The following is a 22,750-nucleotide window of genomic DNA, read 5'->3' on the forward strand; positions in this document are numbered from 1 at the left end:
AACGCTTGAAGTGGGGGCTTGCAACTCCCCAGAAGTGCAAACGGACTTCGTCCTCCTTCCTTGACTTGGGGTTGCATCAGGGGGCAGGTTGACGACTACCCAACGACGCAGGTCATGCCTGCATCGTTGCCGATTCTCTCGGTGTGTCTGTTGGCAGTACTTGGCTTCCACACACAACAGACGGACCTACGCTCGATGTTTGACGGTTGCAGCGTTTCCTGCCAACCAACTCCATACATCGAGCAGCCGTTATGGGAGTGCCTTTATTTAACAGTTTTCTCCACGCCTTTATTCGATCATACACAAAAGAAAGGGGGAACGAGCATTCCTCTCCCGCTTACTCCCTTTGGTCGTTGAAGTGGGAGTCTCCTGCGCGAAATAGGAGAAGGGCGGCTGTTTCGCTGTCGCCTTTCATTTTGTGATTTTGACCTTGCTTGAGTAAGGAGTGAATGGCTTGGAATACGTGATTGAAATGCTCAATATCCGCAAGGTGTTTGGCACGTTTGTCGCCAATGACAACATTACGCTGCAAGTGAAAAAGGGGGAGATACACGCTCTGCTTGGCGAAAACGGGGCCGGCAAATCGACGCTCATGAACGTGCTGTTCGGTTTATACCAGCCGGACGGCGGCGAAATCCGCGTGAAAGGAAAGCCGGTGCGCATCACCGACCCGAACGTCGCCAATGATCTTGGCATCGGCATGGTGCATCAGCACTTTATGCTCGTCGATACGTTCACCGTGACGGAAAACATCATCTTAGGCAGCGAACCGACGCGGGCCGGAACGATCGATATGAAGCGGGCGGAGCGGGAAGTGCGCGAATTGTCGGAACGATATGGACTCGCGGTCGATCCGACAGCGAAGATCGCCGACATTTCCGTCGGCATGCAGCAGCGCGTGGAAATTTTAAAGACGCTTTACCGCGGCGCCGATATTTTGATTTTTGACGAACCGACAGCGGTGTTGACGCCGCAGGAAATTCGCGAGCTCATGCAAATTATGCGCACGCTCGTCCGCGAAGGAAAATCCATCATTTTAATTACACACAAACTTAAAGAAATTATGGAAGTGTGCGACCGCGTCACCGTCATCCGCCGCGGCAAAGGAATTGCGACGCTCAATGTGGCGGAGACGAATCCGAACGAACTGGCGGCGCTCATGGTCGGCCGCGAGGTGCAGTTTACGACCGCTAAGAAACCGGCTGAGCCGGGAAAACCGGTGTTGGAAATTAAAGACTTAGTCGTCAAGGACGCGCGCGGGATCAAAGCGGTCAACGGTTTGAACTTGACGGTGCACGCCGGCGAGATCGTCGGCATTGCTGGAGTCGACGGCAACGGCCAGACCGAGCTCATTGAAGCCATAACCGGGTTGATCAAAGCTGAATCAGGGACAATCCGCCTCAACGGCCGAGACATTACGAATTTGCCGCCGCGCAAAATCATCGAAGCCGGCGTCGGCCATATTCCGCAAGATCGGCATAAGCACGGGCTTGTCCTTGACTTTCCGATCGGCGAAAACATGGTGCTGCAAACGTACTATCAGCCGCCGTACTCGAAACGGGGTCTGTTGAATTTTCAAGCCATTTACGAAAAAGCGCGCCAGCTCATCCGCGAATTTGACGTGCGCACGCCGGATGAATATACGAAGGCGCGGGCGCTGTCGGGCGGAAACCAGCAAAAAGCGATCATCGGCCGTGAAGTCGACCGCGACCCGGACTTGTTGATCGCCGCCCAGCCGACGAGGGGGCTTGATGTTGGAGCGATCGAATTTATTCATAAGCGGCTCATTGAACAGCGAGACCGCGGGAAAGCGGTGCTGCTCGTCTCGTTTGAGCTTGACGAAGTGATGAACGTCAGCGACCGGATCGCTGTCATTTATGAAGGAAACATCGTCGCCATCGTTGATCCGAAAGAAACAACCGAACAGGAGCTCGGGCTGTTGATGGCTGGAAGCAAACGGAAGGAAGCAGGTGTGTCGTGATGAAGTCGAATCGTCTCCAGCAATTTTTGATACCATTGTTGGCCGTTCTTCTTGGCATGATCGCCGGTTCGATCGTGATGCTTGCAAGTGGCTACAACCCGATCGCCGGGTTTTACGCTCTCGTGTACGGGGCGTTTGGCGATACGTACTATATCGGCGAAACGATCCGCCAGACGACGCCATACATTTTAACGGGCTTGGCGGTGGCGTTTGCCTTTCGCACCGGCTTGTTTAACATCGGGGTTGAAGGGCAGCTGATCGTCGGCTGGCTCGCTGCCGTCTGGGTCGGGGTGTCCTTTGATTTGCCCAAAATCATCCATTTGCCGCTTGCCTTGTTGGCCGCCGCGTTGGCCGGGGCGCTATGGGGCTTGATTCCGGGTGTGCTGAAGGCGTATTTAAAAGTGCACGAAGTCATTATTACGATCATGATGAACTATATTGCTTTGCATGTAACGAACGCCATCATCCGTTCCGTTTTGTCTGATGAGGGATTTAAATCAAAGCCGGTGAAAGAAAGCGCATCGCTTCACTCCGACTTTTTTGATGCCATTACGCATCATTCCACCATGCATTACGGCATTTTCATCGCTGTCGCCGCCGCATTTGTCATGTGGTTTTTGCTTGAGCGGACGACGAAAGGGTTTGAGCTGCGGGCGGTCGGTTTCAATCAGCATGCGTCACAGTACGCGGGCATGAATGTGCGCGCCAACATCATTTTAGCGATGGTCATCTCCGGCGCTTTTGCCGGCGTCGCCGGGGCGATGGAGGGGCTTGGCACATTTGGAAACATCTCGACGAAAGCCGGCTTTACCGGCCTTGGATTTGATGGCATCGCGGTTGCCTTGATCGGAGGAAACAACGCGTTTGGCATTTTGCTCTCCGCCTTGTTGTTTGGCGCCTTAAAAGTCGGGGCGTTGGAAATGCCGTCAAGCGCCGGCGTGCCGACCGAACTCGTCGATATTATTATCGCGCTCATCATTTTCTTTGTTGCATCCAGCTACATGATCCGCTGGCTGTTATCTCGTTGGCAAAAGGGGGCGGAGTAAGTGAGCGTGTATGACGTCTTGCAAACGATTGTCCCGACAACGATTTTCTTTGCGGCTCCTCTCATTTTCACCGCCCTTGGCGGCGTGTTTAGCGAACGGTCCGGCGTCGTCAACATCGGGCTTGAAGGATTGATGACCATCGGCGCGTTTGTCGGCATCGTCTTTAATTTGACGTTTGCCGATCGGTTTGGCGAATGGACGCCGTGGCTTGCCTTATTGGCTGCCATGGTGGTCGGCGCTGTATTTTCCCTGCTGCATGCTGTCGCGTCGGTCACATTTCGCGCCGACCAAGTCGTAAGCGGGGTGGCGATCAACTTTTTGGCGCTTGGTCTGTCGCTGTTTTTAGTGAAGAAAATGTACGGCAAGGGGCAGACGGACCAAATTCAAGTTGGGTTTGACAAAATTGACGTGCCAGTGTTAAGCGACATTCCCGTCATCGGGCCGCTGTTGTTTTCCAACGCGTACGCGCCGTCGTATATCGCCATTGCGCTGGCGTTTGTATCATGGTATGTCATTTACAAAACGCCGTTTGGCCTGCGGCTGCGTGCGGTCGGCGAACATCCGATGGCGGCGGATACGATGGGGATTCATGTCGCCAAAATGCGCTACATCGCTGTCATGATCAGCGGCGCGCTCGGCGGCTTGGGCGGTGCGGTATACGCGACGATCATTTCCCGCGATTTCAGCCATGCGACGATTTCCGGGCACGGATTTATGGCGCTTGCGGCGATGATTTTCGGCAAGTGGCATCCGATCGGCGCGATGGGGGCGGCGCTCTTTTTCGGGTTGGCGCAAAGCTTAAGCATCGTCGGGCAAACGATTCCGTTCTTGAAAAACGTCCCGACCGTTTACTTGCTCATCGCCCCGTATGCACTCACGATTTTGGCGCTGGCGGGCTTCATCGGCCGCGCTGAGGCGCCGAAAGCGGCTGGCACGCCATACATCAAAGGAAAACGGTGATGAAAGCGGCTGTCCGAAAAACGGACGGCCGTTTTTTGCTGAATGGAATGATTTGCATTTTTCCATTGGCAAAAGGTATATTGTTGATAAGACGCTTTACAATAAATGAAAGATAGTGCATATCTGCAAAGAGAAAAAGTAAGGAGGAGTTGGATTGGTCGACGAAAAAGTCACAGCGGTCGGACCGGTTCGCGTCCATACGATTTCGACCGATAAGTACAAAACGAACACGATCGTTTGGAAAATGAAGGCCCCTCTTGCTAAAGAGACGGTCACGCTGCGCGCGCTTTTGCCATACGTCTTGCAAAGCGGCACGGCCGACTATCCGAGCGTTAAGGCGCTGCGCACCTATTTGGATGAACTGTATGGGGCGACGCTGAACGTCGATTTAACGAAAAAAGGCGAACATCATATCATGACGATTCGCATCGATGTCGCCAATGAACGATTTTTGCCGGAGCAAACGCCGCTTCTTGCGAAAGCGTTTCAGTTCTTGGCCGATCTTCTGTTCCGCCCGGCGCTTGATGGCGGCCGGTTTGTCACTGACATTGTTGAGCAGGAAAAGCGGGCGCTCCGTCAACGCATTCAGGCGGTGTATGATGACAAAATGCGCTATGCGAACATGCGCCTTGTAGAAGAAATGTGCAAAGGCGAACCGTACGCCCTCTCTCCAAACGGCGAGCTTGAAGACGTGGACGGCATCACGGCGGAAGGGCTGTATCGCTATTATGAACGAGCGCTGGCCGAGGATGAGCTGGATCTATATGTCATTGGCGACGTGGCTGAAGAGGCGGTGCTCAATGCGGTGAAGCAGCGTTTTTCTCTGCCGGATCGTCCAAAGCGGGAGCGCGCATCGTCGGTTTCTGTCAAGCCGCAAGGGGAAGTTCGCGAAGTCATCGAGCGGCAAGACGTGAAGCAAGGAAAGCTCAACATCGGCTATCGGACAAATGTGACGTATGAAGATGACGATTATTACGCCTTGCAAATGTTTAACGGCATTTTTGGCGGTTTTTCCCATTCGAAGCTGTTCATCAACGTCCGCGAGAAGGCAAGCCTTGCCTATTATGCCGCCTCAAGGCTTGAGAGCCATAAAGGGCTTTTGATGGTCATGTCCGGCATTGAACCGGCCAACTATGAGAAGGCGCGCCGCATCATCGATGAGCAAATGCAGGCGATGAAAAACGGCGATTTCACAGATGAAGAAATGGCGCAGACGAAAGCGGTCATCCGCAACCAGCTGCTTGAGACGCTCGATACGCCGCGCGGGCTTGTGGAGGTGTTGTACCATAACGTCGTCTCAACGCGAAAGCGCCCGATCGATGAATGGATGGCCGGCACCGATCAAGTGACGCGCGAGGATGTGGTGCGCGTCGCTGACAAGGTGAAGCTTGATACGGTGTACTTTTTGACCGGAATGGAGGCGACGGAAGATGGAAAAACGGGTGTATGAGACGCTGCACGAAGAGCTGTTTTATGAAAAAATGGACAACGGCCTTGACGTGTACATTTTGCCGAAAAAAGGATTCAACAAAACGTATGCGACATTCACCACGAACTACGGTTCGGTCGACAATCAGTTCGTCCCGCTCGGTAAAACGGAGATGAAGCGCGTTCCGGACGGCATCGCCCATTTTTTGGAGCATAAGCTGTTTGAAAAAGAAGACGGCGACGTGTTTCAGCAGTTCAGCAAACAAGGCGCCTCGGCGAACGCCTTTACGACGTTCACCCGCACCGCCTATTTGTTCTCAAGCACCGACAACGTCGAGAAAAACTTGGAAACGTTGATCGATTTTGTGCAAAGCCCGTACTTTTCCGACAAGACAGTGGAAAAAGAAAAAGGGATCATCGGCCAAGAAATCCGGATGTACGACGACAACCCAGACTGGCGCGTCTATTTCGGCGCCATCGAAAGCATGTATCACAACCATCCGGTCAAAATCGACATCGCCGGCACAGTTGAATCGATCGCCCAAATTACGAAAGAGTTGCTGTATGAGTGCTACGAAACGTTTTACCACCCGAGCAACATGCTTTTGTTTGTCGTCGGCCCGGTCGATGAACAAAAAATCATGCAGCAAATCCGCGACAACCAGGCGAAAAAGTCGTTCCCGCAAGCTCCGGAAGTGAAGCGGTTTGCGTATGAAGAACCGAGCGCAGTAGCGGAAAAGAAAAAAGTGATTCCGATGCATGTGCAGACGAACAAGTGCTTTGTCGGCATCAAAGCGCCGTCCGTTCCTGAAGCCGGCGAACAAAAACTTCGTCATGAGCTTGCCTTCCACGTCGCATTGGACTATTTGTTTGGAAAAAGCTCGCCGCATTATGAACGGCTGTACCGCGAAGGATTGATCGATGATACATTTATGTACGATTATACAGAAGAGCGCGGGTTCGGCTTCGCGTTGATCGGCGGCGATACAAGGGACGCTGAACGGCTCGCTTCGGAAATTCAAACGGTGCTGCTGTCGTTTTCGTCGGAAGCAGTCAAAAAGGAAGAGTTTGAACGGGTGAAAAAGAAAAAAATCGGCGCCTTTTTGCGCGCGCTCAACTCGCCGGAATACATCGCCAACCAGTTTACGCGCTACGCGTTTTACGGATCCAACTTGTTTGACATTTTGCCGGCGCTTTCATCCCTTGCCATGGACGATATCTCGGCGGTTGCCTCTTCTTGCTTCCGCGATTCGCAAATCGCGGTTTGCGAAGTCGTTCCAAAAGGGCAATAAGGCATCCTTCCTGAGAAGGATGCTTTTTTGCGGCAAAAAGGAGAGGATGGTTTCATGCGCTACGCCTTGATTACAGGAGCCTCTGGAGGCATCGGACAAAGCATCGCCCGTGTGCTCGCTCGGGAGGGGTACGGACTTTTTCTCCATTACTATCGGCGACGGGCGCCTGTTGAAGCGCTGAAAGAAGAGCTTAACGATGTGCATATTGTGCCGATTGAGGCCGATTTGTCGGCACGGGATGGGGTGGAAAAGCTCGTTTCGCAAATCGATCGCCCGGTTGATGCCATCGTTTACAACAGCGGTGCAAGCTATTACGGATTGTTGACCGACATGAACGATGAATTAATCGAGCGGATGGTGCGGCTTCACATGACAAGCCCGGCGTTGCTCATCAAAAGGCTGATCCCATCAATGGTGGCGAGAAAGCGCGGTCATATTGTGTTCATTTCCTCGATTTGGGGATTGTGCGGCGCTTCATGCGAGGCGGTGTACTCGATGACAAAGGGAGGGCAGAACACGTTTGCCAAGGCGCTGGCCAAGGAGCTTGCCCCAAGCGGCATTCGCGTCAACGCTGTTGCACCGGGGGCGATTGATACCGATATGCTGCGGGTGTTTCGTCCTGAGGAGCTGGAAGGGCTCACTGACGAAATTCCAGCCGGCCGGCTCGGCACCCCGGATGAGGTGGCGGAAACGGTGGCGTTTTTGCTGTCTGATGCCGCTTCGTATATCACCGGCCAAGTCATTTCCGTCAACGGCGGCTGGTATTGTTGAACGTATATTTTCCGGTTCGGCAGGCAAACTATCCTTGAAACATTCAACAAGGAGGGATTGACATGTCGGTACTGGATAACTTTGAACAATGGAAAGACTTTTTGGCGGAACGTTTAGAACAAGCGCAACAGCAAGGATTGACCCAGCAAGTGATCACAGATGTCGCTTACCAAATCGGGGATTATTTGGCGAAACACGTCGACCCGAAAAACCCGGAAGAACGGGTGCTCGCTGATCTTTGGAGCGTTGCGGATGAAAAAGAGCAGCACGCCCTTGCCAACATGATGGTCAAGCTGGTCCAACAAAAATAATCACCCGGTAAAAGAGAGGGGCCTCCCTCTCTTTTTTCTTCCTCCTTTTCGGTTGCTTTTCCATTTATAATTATAGTAGTATGAACTTAGCATAAGGCGTTCGTGCGGACACCGGCAAGGGAGGAGACGGGATGGGCAAGCAGGAATGGTATTTGGAATATGAAATTCATGTCAACCGCCCGGGGTTGCTCGGCGACGTTGCTTCGCTGCTCGGTATGTTGTCCATTAACATCGTGACGATCAACGGTGTCCGGGATTCGCGCCGCGGCATGTTGCTTTTGTGCGACAATAACGAGCAAATTGAACGGTTGGCGACGATCTTGCGGACGATGGACAACATTACGGTGACGAAGTTGCGCCAGCCGAAGCTGCTCGACCGCCTCGCCGTCCGCCACGGCCGTTATATCCAGCGCGATGCCGATGACAAAAAAACGTTCCGCTTCGTCCGTGATGAACTTGGACTGCTTGTCGATTTTATGGCGGAACTTTTTAAAGAAAAAGGGCATAAGCTCATCGGCATCCGCGGGATGCCGCGCGTCGGCAAGACAGAATCGATCGTCGCCGCCAGCGTGTGCGCCAACAAACGATGGCTGTTTGTTTCATCGACGCTGATTAAACAGACGGTTCGCACGCAGTTGATGGAAGATGAGTATAGCGAGGACAACATTTTCATTATCGACGGCATCGTCTCAACGCGCCGCGGGAACGAGCAGCACTGGCAGCTCATCCGCGAGCTCATGCGCCTTGAGGCGACGAAAGTCGTCGAGCATCCGGACATGTTTGTTCGCCATACGGAATACACGCTCGATGATTTTGATTATATGATTGAGCTGCGCCATGAGCCGGACGAAGATATTTCCTACGAAGCGATTGACCGCCCGTCATTGTTGGGCGATGACGGGTTTTCCGAATTTGGGTTTTAATTTAAAAAAAGTGGAAGGTGTTGGCCGTTGACGGAACTAGGAAAACGTTTGCGGGAAGCACGGGAAGAAAAAAAGATGAGTTTGGACGAGCTGCAGGAGATGACGAAAATTCAAAAGCGGTATTTGATCGGCATCGAAGAAGGCAACTATGCCATCATGCCTGGAAATTTTTATGTGCGTGCCTTCATCCGGCAATATGCTGAAGCGGTCGGGCTTGATCCGGATGAGCTGTTTGAACAGTATAAACAGGACATTCCCCAGTCTTATCAAGATGACATTCCGCAGACGCTGTCGCGCGTGAAGACGCACCAGCAACTGTCTGCCGAGGGGGCGAAATGGCTCGATTGGCTGCCGAAAGTGGTTGTCGCGGCGGTCGTCATCGGGGCGGCAGTCCTCGTTTGGGTGCTGCTCCAGCACGGCGCCGCAAATGAGCCGCCGACAAAGACAAGCCCAAAAACAGCGGAGGTCGAAAAGCCGAAACATTCGCCGCTTGAGCAAGCGAAACAAAAGCAGCCGGCGAAGGAAACGGACGAGAAGGCAACGAATGAAAACGGACAGCAAAATGAACAGCCAGCGCCGACTGGCGAAGAAGAACAGCCGGCTGCGGCGATGAATGTGACGGAAAAGCGCGGCAACACGGCGACGATTGAAGTCGAAAGCTCCGGCGCGTTTTCCATCGAGCTTTCATCCAAAGGAACGTCATGGGTCGAAGTATACAATACGAAAGGCCATACGTTTTACCGCGGAAACTTGACAAGCGGGCAGACGAAAACGTTCGATCTGTCGGCCGAAAGCGAAGTATGGGTGAAAATCGGGCGTACGCTGGACGTCGACATGAAGGTAAACGGCCAGCCGTTTGCCTATCCGTTTGCCCCGAAAGAGGAAGTATACCAAAAGCTGCATTTCGTGTTGAAGAAATGATGGAACAGGGCGCTTTTCCGCAGGAAGGCGCCTGCTTTTCGCACGGACTGAACGATGTTGAATGAGCGGAGGTATTTGTGGTGAACTTGCCGAATAAAATTACGGTAGCGCGCATAATGCTCATCCCGTTTTTCTTGATTGTGATGCTCGTCCCGTTCGGGTGGGGAAGCATCCAAATCGGCGGGGCCGAGCTTCCGGTGGCCCATCTTGCCGGCGCGCTCATTTTCATCATCGCCTCAGCGACGGACTGGATCGATGGCTACTATGCCCGCAAATACGGGTTGGTGACGAATTTAGGAAAATTTTTAGATCCGCTTGCCGATAAATTGCTTGTGTCGGCGGCGCTGATCGTGCTTGTCGAGCTCGGGGCCGTTCCGGCGTGGATGGTGATTGTCATCATCAGCCGCGAGTTTGCCGTCACCGGCTTGCGGCTCGTGCTTGCCGGCGAGGGGGAAGTCGTCGCTGCCAACATGCTTGGCAAAATCAAGACATGGACGCAAATTGTCGCCATTTCCGCTTTATTGTTACATAACTTCCCTTTCTCGCTCATTTCGTTTCCGTTCGCTGAATTGGCGCTGTGGGTGGCGGTCATTTTCACGATTTGGTCTGGCTGGGATTATTTTGCGAAAAACAGACATGCGTTTTCCCATTCGAAATAGCCGGCCGCAAAGGGGGAGAAAGTCTGTTGAACGCGGAGATCATTGCCGTTGGCTCCGAGCTGTTGCTTGGGCAAATCGCCAATACGAACGCCCAGTTTTTGTCGCAGCAGCTGGCGATGCTTGGCATTAACGTCTATTTCCATACCGTCGTCGGCGACAACGCCGGCCGCCTCGAACAGGCGGTGAAAACCGCGCAAACGAGAGCGAACCTCATCATTTTCACCGGCGGCCTCGGCCCGACGAAAGACGATTTAACGAAGGAGACGATCGCCCGTTTGCTTGGCCGCCGACTCGTGATCGACGAGGAAGCGCTCCGAGCGATTGAGGCGTATTTTGCCCGCACAAACCGGCCGATGACAGAAAACAATAAAAAGCAGGCGCTCGTCTTGGAAGGATCGACGGTGCTGAAAAACGAGCACGGCATGGCGCCAGGGATGGCGCTTGTGGCAGACGGCATTACGTACATGTTGCTGCCCGGGCCGCCGAAAGAAATGCGGCCGATGTTCAAAAAATACGGAAACGCCTTTTTGCGCCGTACGTTTTCGCTTTCCGAGCGCATCGAGTCGCGCGTGCTCCGCTTTTTTGGCATCGGTGAATCAGCGCTCGAGACGGCGATTGCGGATTTGATCGACGCCCAGTCGAATCCGACGATCGCGCCGCTGGCCGGCGACGGTGAAGTGACGCTTCGTCTGACAGCGAAGCATCAGGATGAGGCGGAGGCGAAGCGGCTTCTTGACGAAGTGGAAGCGGCCATTTTGGCGCGCGTCGGCCGCCACTGCTACGGATATAACGATGAAACGTTGTTTACAAAGACGCTCGAGCGGTTAAAAGAAAGAGGATGGACGATCGCGTCGGCCGAAAGTTTGACCGGCGGCCTTTTCCTCGAACAGCTCACCGCCGTCCCCGGCGCGTCTCAAGTCGTGCAGGGCGGTGTCGTCTGCTACACAAACGGCGTCAAAGAACAGGTGCTTGGCATACCGCGCCCGCTGCTTGAGGCAGAAGGGGCGGTGAGCGAGCCGTGCGCCCGTTTGCTTGCTGAAAACGTCCGCGCGATGTGCGATGCGGATATCGGCATCAGCTTCACCGGCGTCGCCGGACCCGATCCGCTTGAGGGCCACCCGCCCGGCACCGTGTATATCGGCATCGCCGTCCGCGGGCGCGATGCGACTGTCCACCGTCTGACGCTGTCCGGCACGCGTGATGCCATTCGCATCCGCACCGCCAAATACGGCTGTTTTTTTCTGCTTGAGATGCTCGCGGCCGACTGCTGATCGGCCGCCCCCTTCCTTCTCCATTCTCCACCGCACATCGTTTTTTCCACCGCATGAGTATGGCGATTGTTGCTAGTTTCTCCACTGAAAAAACGAATGGACGTTCGTTTTTTGCTTGGCAATGGCCGCAAAACGCGGTATAGTATAAGTAGTCCTAGAATAAGGAGGAGTAGGTTAGTGAACCAAGATCGTCAAGCTGCATTGGAGCAGGCATTAAAACAAATTGAACGACAGTTTGGCAAGGGGCCATCATGAAGCTCGGCGAGCAAGTCGACCGCAAAGTGTCGGTCGTGCCGAGCGGTTCGCTGGCGCTCGACATCGCGTTAGGCGTCGGCGGCTATCCGCGCGGGCGGATTGTGGAAATTTACGGCCCGGAATCGTCCGGGAAAACGACCGTTGCCCTTCACGCGATCGCGGAAGTGCAAAAGCGGGGCGGGCAAGCAGCTTTCATCGACGCAGAGCATGGTGCGACCTGTTGCTGACTGAAGTATGGCGGAAACGCCGTGCGAAAAGTCAGCGGGACTGAGCATGAGTAGGTCCTAACTGCATCACCGAGAGCTCGGTGAAAATCCGAGACGGGAATGAAGGTTGGCATTCCCGCCCTAATACCCCGACGTGCGGTCATGGTGCGCAACATGGCTGTACGAAGCTCGGAGAGGACGGCGAAAAGCAGACCTGAGAAGCGGTTAGCGAAGTAGCCGGGGGTCCATAAAGCTCCTATGGCTAGAGAACGCATAGCGTTGGAACGAACCACCGGAAGTACGGCTCGTAAGGCGTGGGGCGCCGAAAAAAGAAGGCGCTCACCTCCTAAGTGAGGTTCAGCCCTGGATGAGGTATTCGTGTTTGCCGAGTCTGGATTGATCCCGTAGAGGATCTTTGCCTTGAGCCCTCCAACCATGGGCAGAAAGGCGGCTGACGGGTCAGAGGTGGAGCCTAAGGGAGCATGCAAGGATAGGTGATGCGGTACAGGTGAACCACCCCAGCGGATGCCAAGGGATGCGCATCCCGATGCCGCTAAGCAGGAGGAAATGACTGCTGAAGGGGTGGGGCAGCAGCCCGTAGTAGTGATGAAGCAGGGTAACTCCTGCGGAGCGAAGGGGCATAGTCGAGTACCCTAGGTTACTAACCCAGACAATGATTAGGAAGCCGTGAGGAAATCCGTAAGGGTTTCGGTGAGCAAAACTGACTAAAAACGTGTATGGTACAAATCCGCTAGAAAGGATTTGATACTATCAACCAAACGTTTCAAGAACTAATCATTCCTAGGTCGGAGCAGGAATTCCGCGACCTACAAGACAAGATGTACGCCATTACAAAGGAATGTCTGGAAAAAGGTGATGTTCCAAGATTTAAGGGATTGGTCGAAATAGCAAGCAGCGATGTCGTGATCGTATCCGCCATTCACAAAATCAAATCAAACCAAGGAAATAGTACAGCGGGTACAGATGGGAAAACCATCAGCGACATACTAACGCTGAACTATGACGAAGCGATAAACTTCGTTAAAAGATGCTTTAAGAAATATACACCTAACCCGATCAGAAGGGTCCATATCCCAAAACCCGGGAAAAAGGAAAAGAGACCTTTAGGCATTCTGACGATCGCAGACCGAATAATCCAAGAATGTGTGAGGATGGTCATTGAACCAATTCTTGAAGCACAATTTTTTCAACACTCATATGGGTTCAGACCCTACCGAGACGCAAAACAAGCCATCGAAAGATGTGTATTTATATGTAACCGAATAGGGTACAATTGGGTGATAGAGGGAGATATAAAAGGTTTCTTCGATAACGTGAACCACACTATCCTGATCAAGCAGCTTTGGCACATGGGTATACGTGATAGACGAATGCTCATGATTATCAAAGCCATGCTGAAAGCAGGAGTTATAAAAGAAACCAAGATAAATGAAATGGGCACGCCACAAGGTGGAATTATCTCCCCACTATTAGCCAATGTGTATCTTCATAAACTCGACCAATGGATAACAAGAGAATGGGAAGAGAAGAAAATGCGAAATGGTACAACCATTCGCACGGCAAAATACAAGTCCCTCCGAGATCACTCAACAATAACCAAACCAGAGTTCTACGTAAGATACGCAGACGACTGGGTACTGTTCACCAATAGCAGGGGGAATGCCGAAAAATGGAAATATCGAATCAAGAAATATCTAAAAGAAAACCTTAAACTTGAACTATCCGATGACAAAACACTCATAACCAACATTAAGAAGAAACCAATGAAATTCCTAGGTTTCAAAATTAAAATGATACCACACGGTAAAGGTGGAAAATACATCGGATACGCGAGTGCAGACACGGAAAAAATTAAAGGGAAAGTTGAACAGATCAGGAAAGATCTGCGTAAACTAAAATTCGCCACGAATCAAGAATGGCTTATAACGGACATCAACCGAATTAACAGTAAAATTAGAGGTATCATTAATTATTACTCAAGTGCTCCTAGCGTCAACAGAGATGTAAGGCCATTTAAGGAAAAACTTAAATATGCGTCCTACAAAGCACTAAAGAGATATGGAGCGAAATGGATACCTGCTAATCAATGCTACAACTTAGCACCCCTGTACCCAGATAGAACAGAACAAGTGCCTGCAATCAAAATAAATGGAAGATGGCTTGGTATAATGAGTATTGGGTTCGCAACTTGGATTAAAACAAACCAGAAAAATCAGAAGGAAACACCATACACAGCGGAAGGAAGAAGAATTAGGCTTCAAAACACGGGTAAGAAGCCGCTGACCGTAAGAGCACAATGGTTATTAGACAGTGGTTACCTAAACCTAATTCAAGGAGTTAAGTCTAGTAAAATTTACAACTTCGAATTCTTCATGAATCGGTGTTATGCGTTTAACAGAGATAAAGGAAAATGTAAAATATGTGGTGACATTCTGCAGCCATTTAACACTAGAACCCACCATATCAATACGAAACTTCCGCTGAACGAAATTAATAAGGTAAGCAATCTCGTAACGGTCTGCGACAAATGTCATACATTGATCCATTTAAAGGATCTAAGTGATGTCAACCTCAGTCGCTTAAAAACAAACGCAATAAGGAAACTCGAGGAATACAGAAAGTGCGTACACTAGTAAAGTCTAGAGCGGATTAGTAACCGGGGTACTCGATGGAACGCCGTGTGCGGGGAAACTCGCACGCACGGTGTGAAGCGGGGGAAAATAGCCCCTCCGGGTAATGCCGAGGGTGACTATTACCTATCGCTATCGCTCGACCCCATCTATGCACAAAAATTAGGGGTCAATATCGATGAATTGCTGCTTTCCCAGCCTGACACGGGCGAGCAGGCGCTCGAAATCGCGGAAGCGCTCGTGCGAAGCGGCGCGGTCGATATTATCGTCATCGACTCGGTGGCGGCGCTTGTGCCGAAAGCGGAAATTGAAGGGGAGATGGGCGACGCCCATGTCGGCTTGCAAGCGCGGCTTATGTCCCAGGCGCTTCGCAAGCTGTCTGGCGCCATTAACAAATCGAAAACGATCGCCATCTTCATCAACCAAATTCGCGAAAAAGTCGGCGTCATGTTCGGCAATCCCGAGACAACGCCGGGCGGGCGGGCGCTCAAGTTTTACGCTTCTGTCCGCCTAGAGGTGCGCCGCGCCGAGCAAATTAAGCAAGGCAATGATATGGTCGGCAACAAGACGAAAATCAAAGTCGTCAAAAACAAAGTGGCGCCGCCATTTAAAACGGCTGACGTCGACATTATGTACGGCGAAGGCATTTCCCGCGAAGGGGAAATTCTCGACATGGCGTCCGAATTGGACATCGTGCAAAAAAGCGGTTCGTGGTATTCGTACAAAGACGAACGGCTTGGCCAAGGGCGGGAAAACGCGAAGCAATTTTTGAAGGAAAACCCGCACATCGCCGATGAGATCGCCCGCGCCATCCGCCAGCATTACGGCATCGACGTTGAAGAGGGAACGAGCGAACCGCAGCAAGACGGGTTCGGATTGCTTGAAGAATAACGGCATAAGGCGTCCTGGCAAGCGGCTGGGGCGCCTTTTTCCATCCGTTCGGCCTGCAAGGAGAGCGGTAAGCCTAAAAAGGACGGCGTGCGGAACGGTCTTGTTCCGTTGTCATCCTCTAGACGCGTCCGCCCGCCCGCCGTCAAAGCCGAGGGCTGGAGCGCGTCGGTGTAATATCTTGACAATTCCTATTGCCGCCTTTACAATGAACATGTATATTTGTCCATACGCCCGCCCGTTGCGGTGGACCGCCTTCGTGCGGAGGGCTGCGCGGGTCGATTGTGATGCCAAGCGATTGAGCTAATGGATTGGAAACGGGAATAATGTCCATCTGCGCCGGTCATGGCGGCGAGAAGAGAGAACGAAAGGAAACCGAACAGCAAGAGGAGGTGAAACGATGGGTTCGATCATCATCTCCGCTTTGCTTGCCTTAGTCATTGGTGCCGTTGTTGGCTTTTTTGTTCGCAAATCGATTGCCGAAGCGAAAATCGGCGGGGCGAAAGCCGCTGCCGAACAGCTGATTGAGGAGGCGAAACGCGAGGCGGACGCCTTGAAAAAAGAGGCGCTTCTCGAAGCGAAAGACGAGATTCATAAACTGCGTACGGAGGCGGAGCGTGATATCCGCGACCGGAGAAGCGAACTCCAAAAACAAGAAAACCGCCTGATGCAAAAGGAGGAAAATCTCGACCGCAAAGATGAAGCGCTCAACAAACGTGAGGCGTTGCTTGAGGCAAAGGAAGAAGCGTTGAACGAAAGACAACAGCATATTGAACAAATGGAAAGCAAAGTGGAAGCGCTCGTCAAACAACAACAAGCCGAACTTGAACGCATTTCCGGCCTGACGCGCGACGATGCCCGCCAGCTCATTTTAGAGCGCGTTGAGAAAGAGCTGTCGCATGAGATTGCGATGATGATCAAAGAGGCGGAAACGCGGGCGAAAGAGGAGGCAGACAAACGGGCAAAGGCGATTTTGTCGCTTGCCATCCAACGTTGCGCCGCCGACCATGTCGCCGAAACGACGGTTTCCGTCGTCAATTTGCCAAACGACGAAATGAAAGGGCGGATCATCGGGCGCGAAGGGCGGAACATCCGCACGCTCGAGACGTTGACCGGCATCGATTTGATCATCGACGATACGCCGGAAGCGGTCATTTTGTCCGGATTTGACCCGATTCGCCGCGAGACGGCGCGCATCGCGCTCGATAAGCTTGTGCAAGATGGCCGCATCCATCCAGCGCGCATTGAGGAAATGGTCGAAAAGGCGCGCCGCGAAGTGGATGAGCATATCCGCGAAGTCGGCGAACAGACGACGTTTGAAGTCGGTGTTCACGGCTTGCATCCGGATTTGATCAAAATTTTAGGGCGGCTCAAGTTCCGAACGAGCTACGGACAAAACGTGCTGAAACATTCGGTGGAAGTGGCGTTTTTAGCCGGACTGATGGCGGCCGAGCTTGGGGAGGACGAAATGCTGGCGCGCCGGGCCGGCTTGCTTCATGACATTGGCAAAGCGATCGACCACGAAGTGGAAGGAAGCCATGTGGAAATCGGCGTTGAGCTGGCGACGAAGTATAAAGAACATCCGGTCGTCATCAACAGCATCGCTTCCCACCATGGCGATACGGAACCGACGTCGGTCATCGCTGTGCTCGTCGCGGCGGCCGATGCGCTGTCGGCGGCGCGGCCGGGAGCGCGCAGCGAAACGCTGGAAAACTATATCCGTCGTCTAGAGAAGCTTGAAGAAATCGCCGAATCGTACGAAGGCGTGGAAAAATCGTACGCCATTCAAGCTGGACGTGAAGTGCGCATTATGGTCAAACCAGATATGATCGACGATTTGGAAGCGCACCGGCTGGCGCGTGACATCCGCAAACGAATCGAAGAAGAGCTCGATTACCCGGGCCATATTAAAGTGACGGTCATCCGCGAAACGCGGGCGGTCGAATACGCGAAATAAAGTGGCTATTGCCACTTTCTTTTTTTGTGCGTAAAATAGGAGGGTATAGCGATGCGGAGATAGATGCAAGGCGATATGTTTCGTTTAGAAAGGGATCAAGGATGAGAATTTTATTTATCGGCGACGTCGTCGGTTTGCCGGGGCAAAAAATGGTGGAGCACTATTTGCCAAGGCTGAAGGAAAAACATCGGCCGGACGTTGTTGTGATCAACGGCGAAAACGCCGCCGGCGGGAAAGGAATCACCGAACCGATTTACCGGGCGCTTCTCGCTTGGGGGCTCATGTGATCACGTTGGGCAATCACGCATGGGACAAACGCGATATTTTTGAGTTTATCGATCAGGCGAAGGCGCTGATCCGCCCGGCGAATTACCCGCCCGGCACGCCGGGAAAAGGCATCGTCTTTGTGCCGACCGAGCATGGCGAAGCGGCGGTCATCAATTTGCAAGGGCGGGCGTTTTTGCCGGCGATTGACTGCCCATTTCAAAAGGCGGACGAGCTGATCGCCGCCGCCTCCGCGCGCACGCCGGTCATCATCGTCGATTTCCATGCCGAGGCGACGAGTGAAAAACAGGCGATGGGCTGGTACTTAGACGGCCGCGTATCCGCGGTCATCGGCACGCATACACACGTCCAGACGGCCGATAACCGCATTTTGCCAAGAGGGACGGCGTACATTACCGACGTTGGCATGACCGGTCCATACGACGGCATTTTAGGCGTCGATCGAGAGGCGGTGCTGCGCAAATTTTTAACCGGGCTGCCAGTTCGTTTCGACGTCAAGGAAGGACGAAGCCAATTGAATGCCGTCTTTGTTGATGTCGACGAAAAAAGCGGACGGGCGTTTCGCATTGAACGGTTGATCATTAACGATGACCACCCTTATTTTGAATAGTCCATCTTTTAAAAATTTTTTAAAATGTCCTCCTCCCATGCAGGAATAGTTGTCGAAACAGTGAATATAGTTACAATGAAGACCTTTTACCGAAATCATTTTCCAAGGAAACGAGGGAGGAGCTAGGAATGGAAATATTAAAAGTTTCAGCAAAATCGAATCCGAACTCTGTAGCTGGTGCACTTGCCGGGGTGCTGCGCGAGCGCGGCGCAGCGGAAATTCAAGCGATCGGCGCAGGTGCATTGAACCAAGCCGTTAAAGCAGTAGCGATCGCACGAGGGTTCGTGGCACCGAGCGGCATGGACTTGATTTGCATTCCGGCGTTTACGGATATTATCATCGACGGAGAAGAGCGGACAGCGATCAAATTGATTGTCGAACCTCGTTAACTGGATGATCCGACAATGGCGGCTATAACCTGTTGGCGCCTTCGGCTGCGAAGGCAGGCAGGTTATTTTTGCTTTTTTCAAGGGGGAACGGAGTGATCTTCGATGCCCATTGCGACGTGTTGATGAAGTTATGGCAAGATCGGTCTCTGTCGTTTTACGACGGAGCTTCGCTTCACGTCACTCTTTCCGGGATGGCGGAAGCAGGGGTGAAAGTGCAATGCTTTGCCATCTACATACCGGAAACGGTGCCGGAGGAATCCCGGTTCACGGTGGCGCTGGAGATGGTGGACATCTTCTTTGCCCGTATTATCGATGCGTTTCCGTCTGTGAAGTTCGTGCGGACGAGACGGGATATCGCCGCCCTTAAAAAAGAGGAAGTCGGCGCCATGTTGACGCTGGAAGGGTGCGACGCCATCGGCGCCAACCTTGTCAAGCTAAAGACGCTCCTCCGCCTCGGCGTCGCTTCCGTAGGGTTGACATGGAACTTCCCGAACGCTGTCGCTGACGGAGCGTGGGAGAAGCGCGGCGCCGGGCTGACGGCGTTTGGCCGGCAAGTCGTTGCACTTCTTAATGAAGCAAAACGATGGGTCGATGTGTCCCACTTATCGGAGAAAGCGTTTTGGGATGTCATCGAGATGGCTCGGTTCCCCATCGCTTCCCATTCCAACGTGCATCGTCTATGCCCGCATCCACGCAACTTAACCGACGAGCAGATTAAAGCGTTGATCGAAAAAGACGGCATGATCGGCATTAATTTCGTTCCGTATTTTTTGACGGCGAAGAAAAACGAGGCGATGATCGCTGATGTGCTTCGCCATCTCGACCATATATGCGCGCTCGGGGGGAAAACAACGTCGGGTTTGGTTCCGACTTCGATGGCATCACGGAGACGGTCGCCGGCCTTGGAACGGTAAGGGAATATGCGCGGCTTGTCAACGAGTTGTACAAGCATTACTCCACCGAGCAAGTATCCCGCTTTTTATTCGGCAACTTCTACGCCCATTTGCCGGAGTGACGAATATCACTGAGTATCGGCTCTGCGTATCCTAGAATAGAAGACAGGGCATCGGCGGCGCCGGCTGAAAAAGGCGTCCAAAATGGTAGTTTCCTTGTCAGAAAAGTGGTACAATAGTAGCGAAAGGCTGGAGTGAATATAAAGGGGTGTAATGCATGATCGAACAGCTGTCATGGAAGGTGGGCGGCCAGCAAGGGGAAGGAATTGAAAGTACAGGGGAAATTTTCTCCACAGCGCTGAACCGCCTCGGATATTACTTATATGGATACCGCCATTTTTCTTCACGCATCAAAGGGGTCATACGAACAACAAAATTCGCGTCAGCACAAAACCGGTACGGTCGCTTCGCGTCAGCACAAAACCGGTGCGGGCGGTCGCTGATGATTTGGACATCTTGGTGGCGTTCGACCAAGAGACGATCGACTTCAACTTCCACGAGCTGCGTGACGGCGGCATCGTCATGGCGGACGCCAAATTCAATCCGGTGATTCCGGAAGGAAAAGGAGTGGCGCTTTACGCCGTTCCGTTCACCGATATCGCCACACAGCTTGGCAATCCGCTGATGAAAAACATGGTTGCCATCGGCGCGACAAGTGCGGTGCTCGATTTGGACGCCGCCGTGTTCGAAAGTGTTGTCGTTGATACATTTGGGCGCAAAGGGGCGCAAGTCGTTGAGAAAAACATGGAAGCGATTCGCGCTGGAGCGCAATATATGAAAGAGCAGCTCGATGGTTCGACGAAAACGATGAAACTAGCCAAAGCCGACGGCAAACGGCGAATGTTCATGATTGGCAACGATGCCATCGCCTTGGGCGCCATTGCCGGCGGGGCGCGCTTTATGGCCGCCTATCCGATCACCCCAGCTTCGGAGATTATGGAGTATTTGATTAAAAAGCTGCCGGATTTTGGGGCGCGGTCATCCAGACAGAAGATGAAATCGCCGCCTGTACGATGGCGATCGGCGCCAACTATGCGGGCGTGCGGGCGTTCACCGCTTCGGCCGGACCCGGGTTGTCGCTTATGGCCGAAGCGATTGGGCTGGCCGGGATGACGGAAACACCGCTTGTTGTCGTCGATACGCAGCGGGGCGGTCCAAGCACCGGCTTGCCGACAAAGCAAGAGCAGTCGGATTTGCTCGCGATGATCTATGGCACGCACGGGGAAATTCCCAAAATTGTCATGGCGCCAAGCACGGTCGAAGAAGCGTTTTACGATATGGCGGAAGCGTTCAACTTAGCCGAGGAATACCAATGCCCGGTCATTTTCCTGTCGGATTTGCAGCTGTCGCTCGGCAAGCAGACGGTTGAGCCGCTTGATTACGATCGGATCGAGATCCGCCGCGGCAAGCTGATGAATGGTGAACTGCCGCCGCTTCCGGACAAAGACAACTTCAAACGGTATGAAATCACGCCGGACGGTGTTTCGCCGCGGGTGCTGCCGGGAACAAAATACGGCATCCACCATGTCACCGGGGTCGAACACGCCGAAACAGGCCGCCCGTCAGAGACGGCGGCAAACCGCCGGGCGCAAATGGAAAAACGGATGCGCAAACTTGAGCACATCCACTTCCCGACGCCGGTGCACAAACAACTCCGCCACGAAGAACCGGATTTGCTCCTTGTTGGCTTTTTATCGACGCGCGGAGCCATTGAAGAAGCGATGGAGCGGCTCGAGCAAGATGGCGTCAAAGTCAACCATGCGCACATCCGTCTGCTTCATCCGTTCCCGGTTGACGACGTGCGGCCGCTTGTCGAGAAAGCGAAACGAGTCGTCGTCGTCGAGCAAAACGCCACCGGGCAGCTGGCGAATTTGTTGAAAATGAACGTCGGGCACGCTGATAAAATCGCCAGCGTCTTAAAATTCGACGGCAATCCGTTCTTGCCGGGCGACGTCTATACTAAATGCAAGGAGTTGTTAGCGCAATGGCCACCTTTAAAGATTTCCGCAATGATGTGAAACCGAACTGGTGTCCGGGGTGCGGCGACTTTTCCGTGCAGGCCGCCATCCAGCGCGCGGCCGCCAATCTCGGGTTGGAGCCGCACGAACTCGCGGTCATTTCCGGGATCGGCTGCTCGGGCCGCATTTCCGGCTACATTCACTCTTACGGCTTTCACGGCACGCACGGCCGCGTTTTGCCGCTGGCGCAAGGAGTGAAAATGGCGAACCGCGATTTGACGGTCATCGCCGCCGGCGGGGATGGCGACGGATTCGCGATCGGCATGGGGCACACGGTTCATGCCATTCGCCGCAACATCGACATCACATACATCGTCATGGACAACCAAATTTACGGGTTGACGAAAGGACAAACATCGCCGCGCAGCGCTGCCGGCTTCCAAACAAAAAGCACGCCGCACGGGTCGATCGAGCCGGCTTTGTCGCCGCTCGAGATCGCGTTAAGCGCCGGAGCGACGTTTGTCGCGCAAGGTTTCTCAAGCGATTTAAAAGAATTGACGAGCTTGATTGAGGAAGGCGTCAAGCATAAAGGCTTTGCGCTCATCAACGTCTTCAGCCCGTGCGTGACGTACAACAAAGTGAATACGTACGAGTGGTTCAAAGAGCGGCTCATCAAGGTGAGCGACATCGAAGGATACGACCCGTCCGACCGGGAGATGGCGATGCAGACGGTCATGAAATACGATGGTCTCGTCACCGGGATCATTTATCAAAACAAAGAACAAAAGTCGTACCAAGAGCTTGTGCCAGGCTACAGCGAGGCGCCGCTTGCCGAGGCGGAGCTGAAAATGAGCAAAGAAAAGTTCGCCGAACTCGTAGCAGAGTTTATGTAAAAATGGAAACCATTTGCACCCGATGGAGGCTTGCCTCATTGGGTGTTTTTTGTTATCATGACATGTTCCGATCCTCCGGAACAAACCCCATTGTGTTTCCTTGCCGCTCGCGATATACTATGGTAGTGTGTGGTTGGAAGAA

General features: G+C 53.0%; 16 protein-coding genes and 4 pseudogenes. All 20 read left to right on the forward strand.

Translation table 11 applies throughout. The features are described 5' to 3' along the window. Window positions 1-454: 454 nt before the first annotated feature. Window positions 455-1,981: an ABC transporter ATP-binding protein gene (locus A0V43_RS03560; RefSeq protein WP_011230784.1), complete on the forward strand. Its 1,527-nt coding sequence runs from the start codon at window positions 455-457 to the stop codon at window positions 1,979-1,981. Next, complete coding sequence (locus tag A0V43_RS03565; protein ID WP_025951132.1) at window positions 1,981-3,027, forward strand: ABC transporter permease; 1,047 nt, start codon at window positions 1,981-1,983, stop codon at window positions 3,025-3,027. Before A0V43_RS03560 ends, A0V43_RS03565 begins: the two co-directional genes overlap by 1 nt. Beyond that, window positions 3,028-3,987 (forward strand): ABC transporter permease, encoded by a 960-nt coding sequence (locus A0V43_RS03570; protein WP_011230786.1) that lies wholly within the window; start codon window positions 3,028-3,030, stop codon window positions 3,985-3,987. A gap of 154 nt (window positions 3,988-4,141) precedes the next feature. Further along, on the forward strand, window positions 4,142-5,437 hold the full coding sequence (gene yfmF, locus A0V43_RS03575; RefSeq protein ID WP_015374444.1) for an EF-P 5-aminopentanol modification-associated protein YfmF: 1,296 nt from the start codon (window positions 4,142-4,144) through the stop codon (window positions 5,435-5,437). Then, window positions 5,418-6,707: an EF-P 5-aminopentanol modification-associated protein YfmH gene (gene yfmH / locus A0V43_RS03580; RefSeq protein ID WP_015374445.1), complete on the forward strand. Its 1,290-nt coding sequence runs from the start codon at window positions 5,418-5,420 to the stop codon at window positions 6,705-6,707. The genes yfmF and yfmH overlap by 20 nt, the downstream gene beginning before the upstream one ends. Window positions 6,708-6,761: 54 nt before the next feature. Continuing rightward, a complete protein-coding gene (gene ymfI / locus A0V43_RS03585) occupies window positions 6,762-7,478 on the forward strand; it encodes an elongation factor P 5-aminopentanone reductase (protein ID WP_063192396.1) in 717 nt (238 codons plus the stop codon). Between the two features lie 62 nt (window positions 7,479-7,540). Beyond that, window positions 7,541-7,789, forward strand: coding sequence for a DUF3243 domain-containing protein (locus A0V43_RS03590; protein WP_011230790.1), 249 nt, complete (start codon window positions 7,541-7,543; stop codon window positions 7,787-7,789). A gap of 131 nt (window positions 7,790-7,920) precedes the next feature. Continuing rightward, a complete protein-coding gene (locus A0V43_RS03595; RefSeq protein WP_015374447.1) occupies window positions 7,921-8,712 on the forward strand; it encodes a DUF3388 domain-containing protein in 792 nt (263 codons plus the stop codon). A gap of 27 nt (window positions 8,713-8,739) precedes the next feature. Then, window positions 8,740-9,633 carry a helix-turn-helix domain-containing protein gene (locus tag A0V43_RS03600; RefSeq protein WP_060788131.1) on the forward strand — a complete coding sequence of 298 codons (894 nt, stop codon included), beginning with the start codon at window positions 8,740-8,742 and terminating at the stop codon, window positions 9,631-9,633. Between the two features lie 80 nt (window positions 9,634-9,713). Further along, window positions 9,714-10,292 (forward strand): CDP-diacylglycerol--glycerol-3-phosphate 3-phosphatidyltransferase, encoded by a 579-nt coding sequence (gene pgsA / locus A0V43_RS03605; protein WP_025951137.1) that lies wholly within the window; start codon window positions 9,714-9,716, stop codon window positions 10,290-10,292. Window positions 10,293-10,318: 26 nt separating this feature from the next. After that, on the forward strand, window positions 10,319-11,563 hold the full coding sequence (locus tag A0V43_RS03610; RefSeq protein WP_063192397.1) for a competence/damage-inducible protein A: 1,245 nt from the start codon (window positions 10,319-10,321) through the stop codon (window positions 11,561-11,563). A gap of 177 nt (window positions 11,564-11,740) precedes the next feature. Next, window positions 11,741-12,027 (forward strand): annotated as a pseudogene (locus A0V43_RS03615) (recombinase RecA); the annotation flags it as partial. Window positions 12,028-12,863: 836 nt separating this feature from the next. Further along, on the forward strand, window positions 12,864-14,678 hold the full coding sequence (gene ltrA, locus A0V43_RS03620; RefSeq protein ID WP_020278219.1) for a group II intron reverse transcriptase/maturase: 1,815 nt from the start codon (window positions 12,864-12,866) through the stop codon (window positions 14,676-14,678). 72 nt (window positions 14,679-14,750) lie between these two features. Further along, window positions 14,751-15,566 carry a recombinase RecA gene (gene recA / locus A0V43_RS03625; RefSeq protein ID WP_021322290.1) on the forward strand — a complete coding sequence of 272 codons (816 nt, stop codon included), beginning with the start codon at window positions 14,751-14,753 and terminating at the stop codon, window positions 15,564-15,566. Window positions 15,567-15,963: 397 nt separating this feature from the next. Next, window positions 15,964-17,520, forward strand: a complete 1,557-nt coding sequence (gene rny, locus A0V43_RS03630; protein WP_011230797.1) for a ribonuclease Y — start codon at window positions 15,964-15,966, stop codon at window positions 17,518-17,520. Between the two features lie 101 nt (window positions 17,521-17,621). Then, a pseudogene (locus A0V43_RS03635) lies at window positions 17,622-18,415 on the forward strand (TIGR00282 family metallophosphoesterase). A gap of 128 nt (window positions 18,416-18,543) precedes the next feature. Further along, window positions 18,544-18,804, forward strand: coding sequence for a stage V sporulation protein SpoVS (gene spoVS, locus A0V43_RS03640; protein ID WP_003251598.1), 261 nt, complete (start codon window positions 18,544-18,546; stop codon window positions 18,802-18,804). A gap of 92 nt (window positions 18,805-18,896) precedes the next feature. Beyond that, a pseudogene (locus A0V43_RS03645) lies at window positions 18,897-19,819 on the forward strand (dipeptidase). Between the two features lie 155 nt (window positions 19,820-19,974). Further along, a pseudogene (locus A0V43_RS03650) lies at window positions 19,975-21,775 on the forward strand (2-oxoacid:acceptor oxidoreductase subunit alpha). Further along, on the forward strand, window positions 21,742-22,608 hold the full coding sequence (locus A0V43_RS03655; RefSeq protein ID WP_011230801.1) for a 2-oxoacid:ferredoxin oxidoreductase subunit beta: 867 nt from the start codon (window positions 21,742-21,744) through the stop codon (window positions 22,606-22,608). The pseudogene A0V43_RS03650 and the gene A0V43_RS03655 overlap by 34 nt, the downstream one beginning before the upstream one ends. Window positions 22,609-22,750: the final 142 nt, after the last annotated feature.

Origin of the sequence: Geobacillus sp. JS12, from assembly GCF_001592395.1 — a bacterium.
Classification (GTDB): Bacteria; Bacillota; Bacilli; order Bacillales; family Anoxybacillaceae; genus Geobacillus; species Geobacillus zalihae.

Bases quoted from the DNA above. Each gene is read 5' to 3' on its own strand.
- A0V43_RS03565 (WP_025951132.1), top strand. From the start codon at position 1,981: ATGAAGTCGAATCGTCTCCAGCAATTTTTGATACCATTGTTGGCCGTT.
- yfmH (WP_015374445.1), top strand. From the start codon at position 5,418: ATGGAAAAACGGGTGTATGAGACGCTGCACGAAGAGCTGTTTTATGAA.
- ymfI (WP_063192396.1), top strand. From the start codon at position 6,762: ATGCGCTACGCCTTGATTACAGGAGCCTCTGGAGGCATCGGACAAAGC.
- A0V43_RS03590 (WP_011230790.1), top strand. From the start codon at position 7,541: ATGTCGGTACTGGATAACTTTGAACAATGGAAAGACTTTTTGGCGGAA.
- A0V43_RS03595 (WP_015374447.1), top strand. From the start codon at position 7,921: ATGGGCAAGCAGGAATGGTATTTGGAATATGAAATTCATGTCAACCGC.
- ltrA (WP_020278219.1), top strand. From the start codon at position 12,864: ATGTACGCCATTACAAAGGAATGTCTGGAAAAAGGTGATGTTCCAAGA.
- rny (WP_011230797.1), top strand. From the start codon at position 15,964: ATGGGTTCGATCATCATCTCCGCTTTGCTTGCCTTAGTCATTGGTGCC.
- spoVS (WP_003251598.1), top strand. From the start codon at position 18,544: ATGGAAATATTAAAAGTTTCAGCAAAATCGAATCCGAACTCTGTAGCT.
- A0V43_RS03655 (WP_011230801.1), top strand. From the start codon at position 21,742: ATGGCCACCTTTAAAGATTTCCGCAATGATGTGAAACCGAACTGGTGT.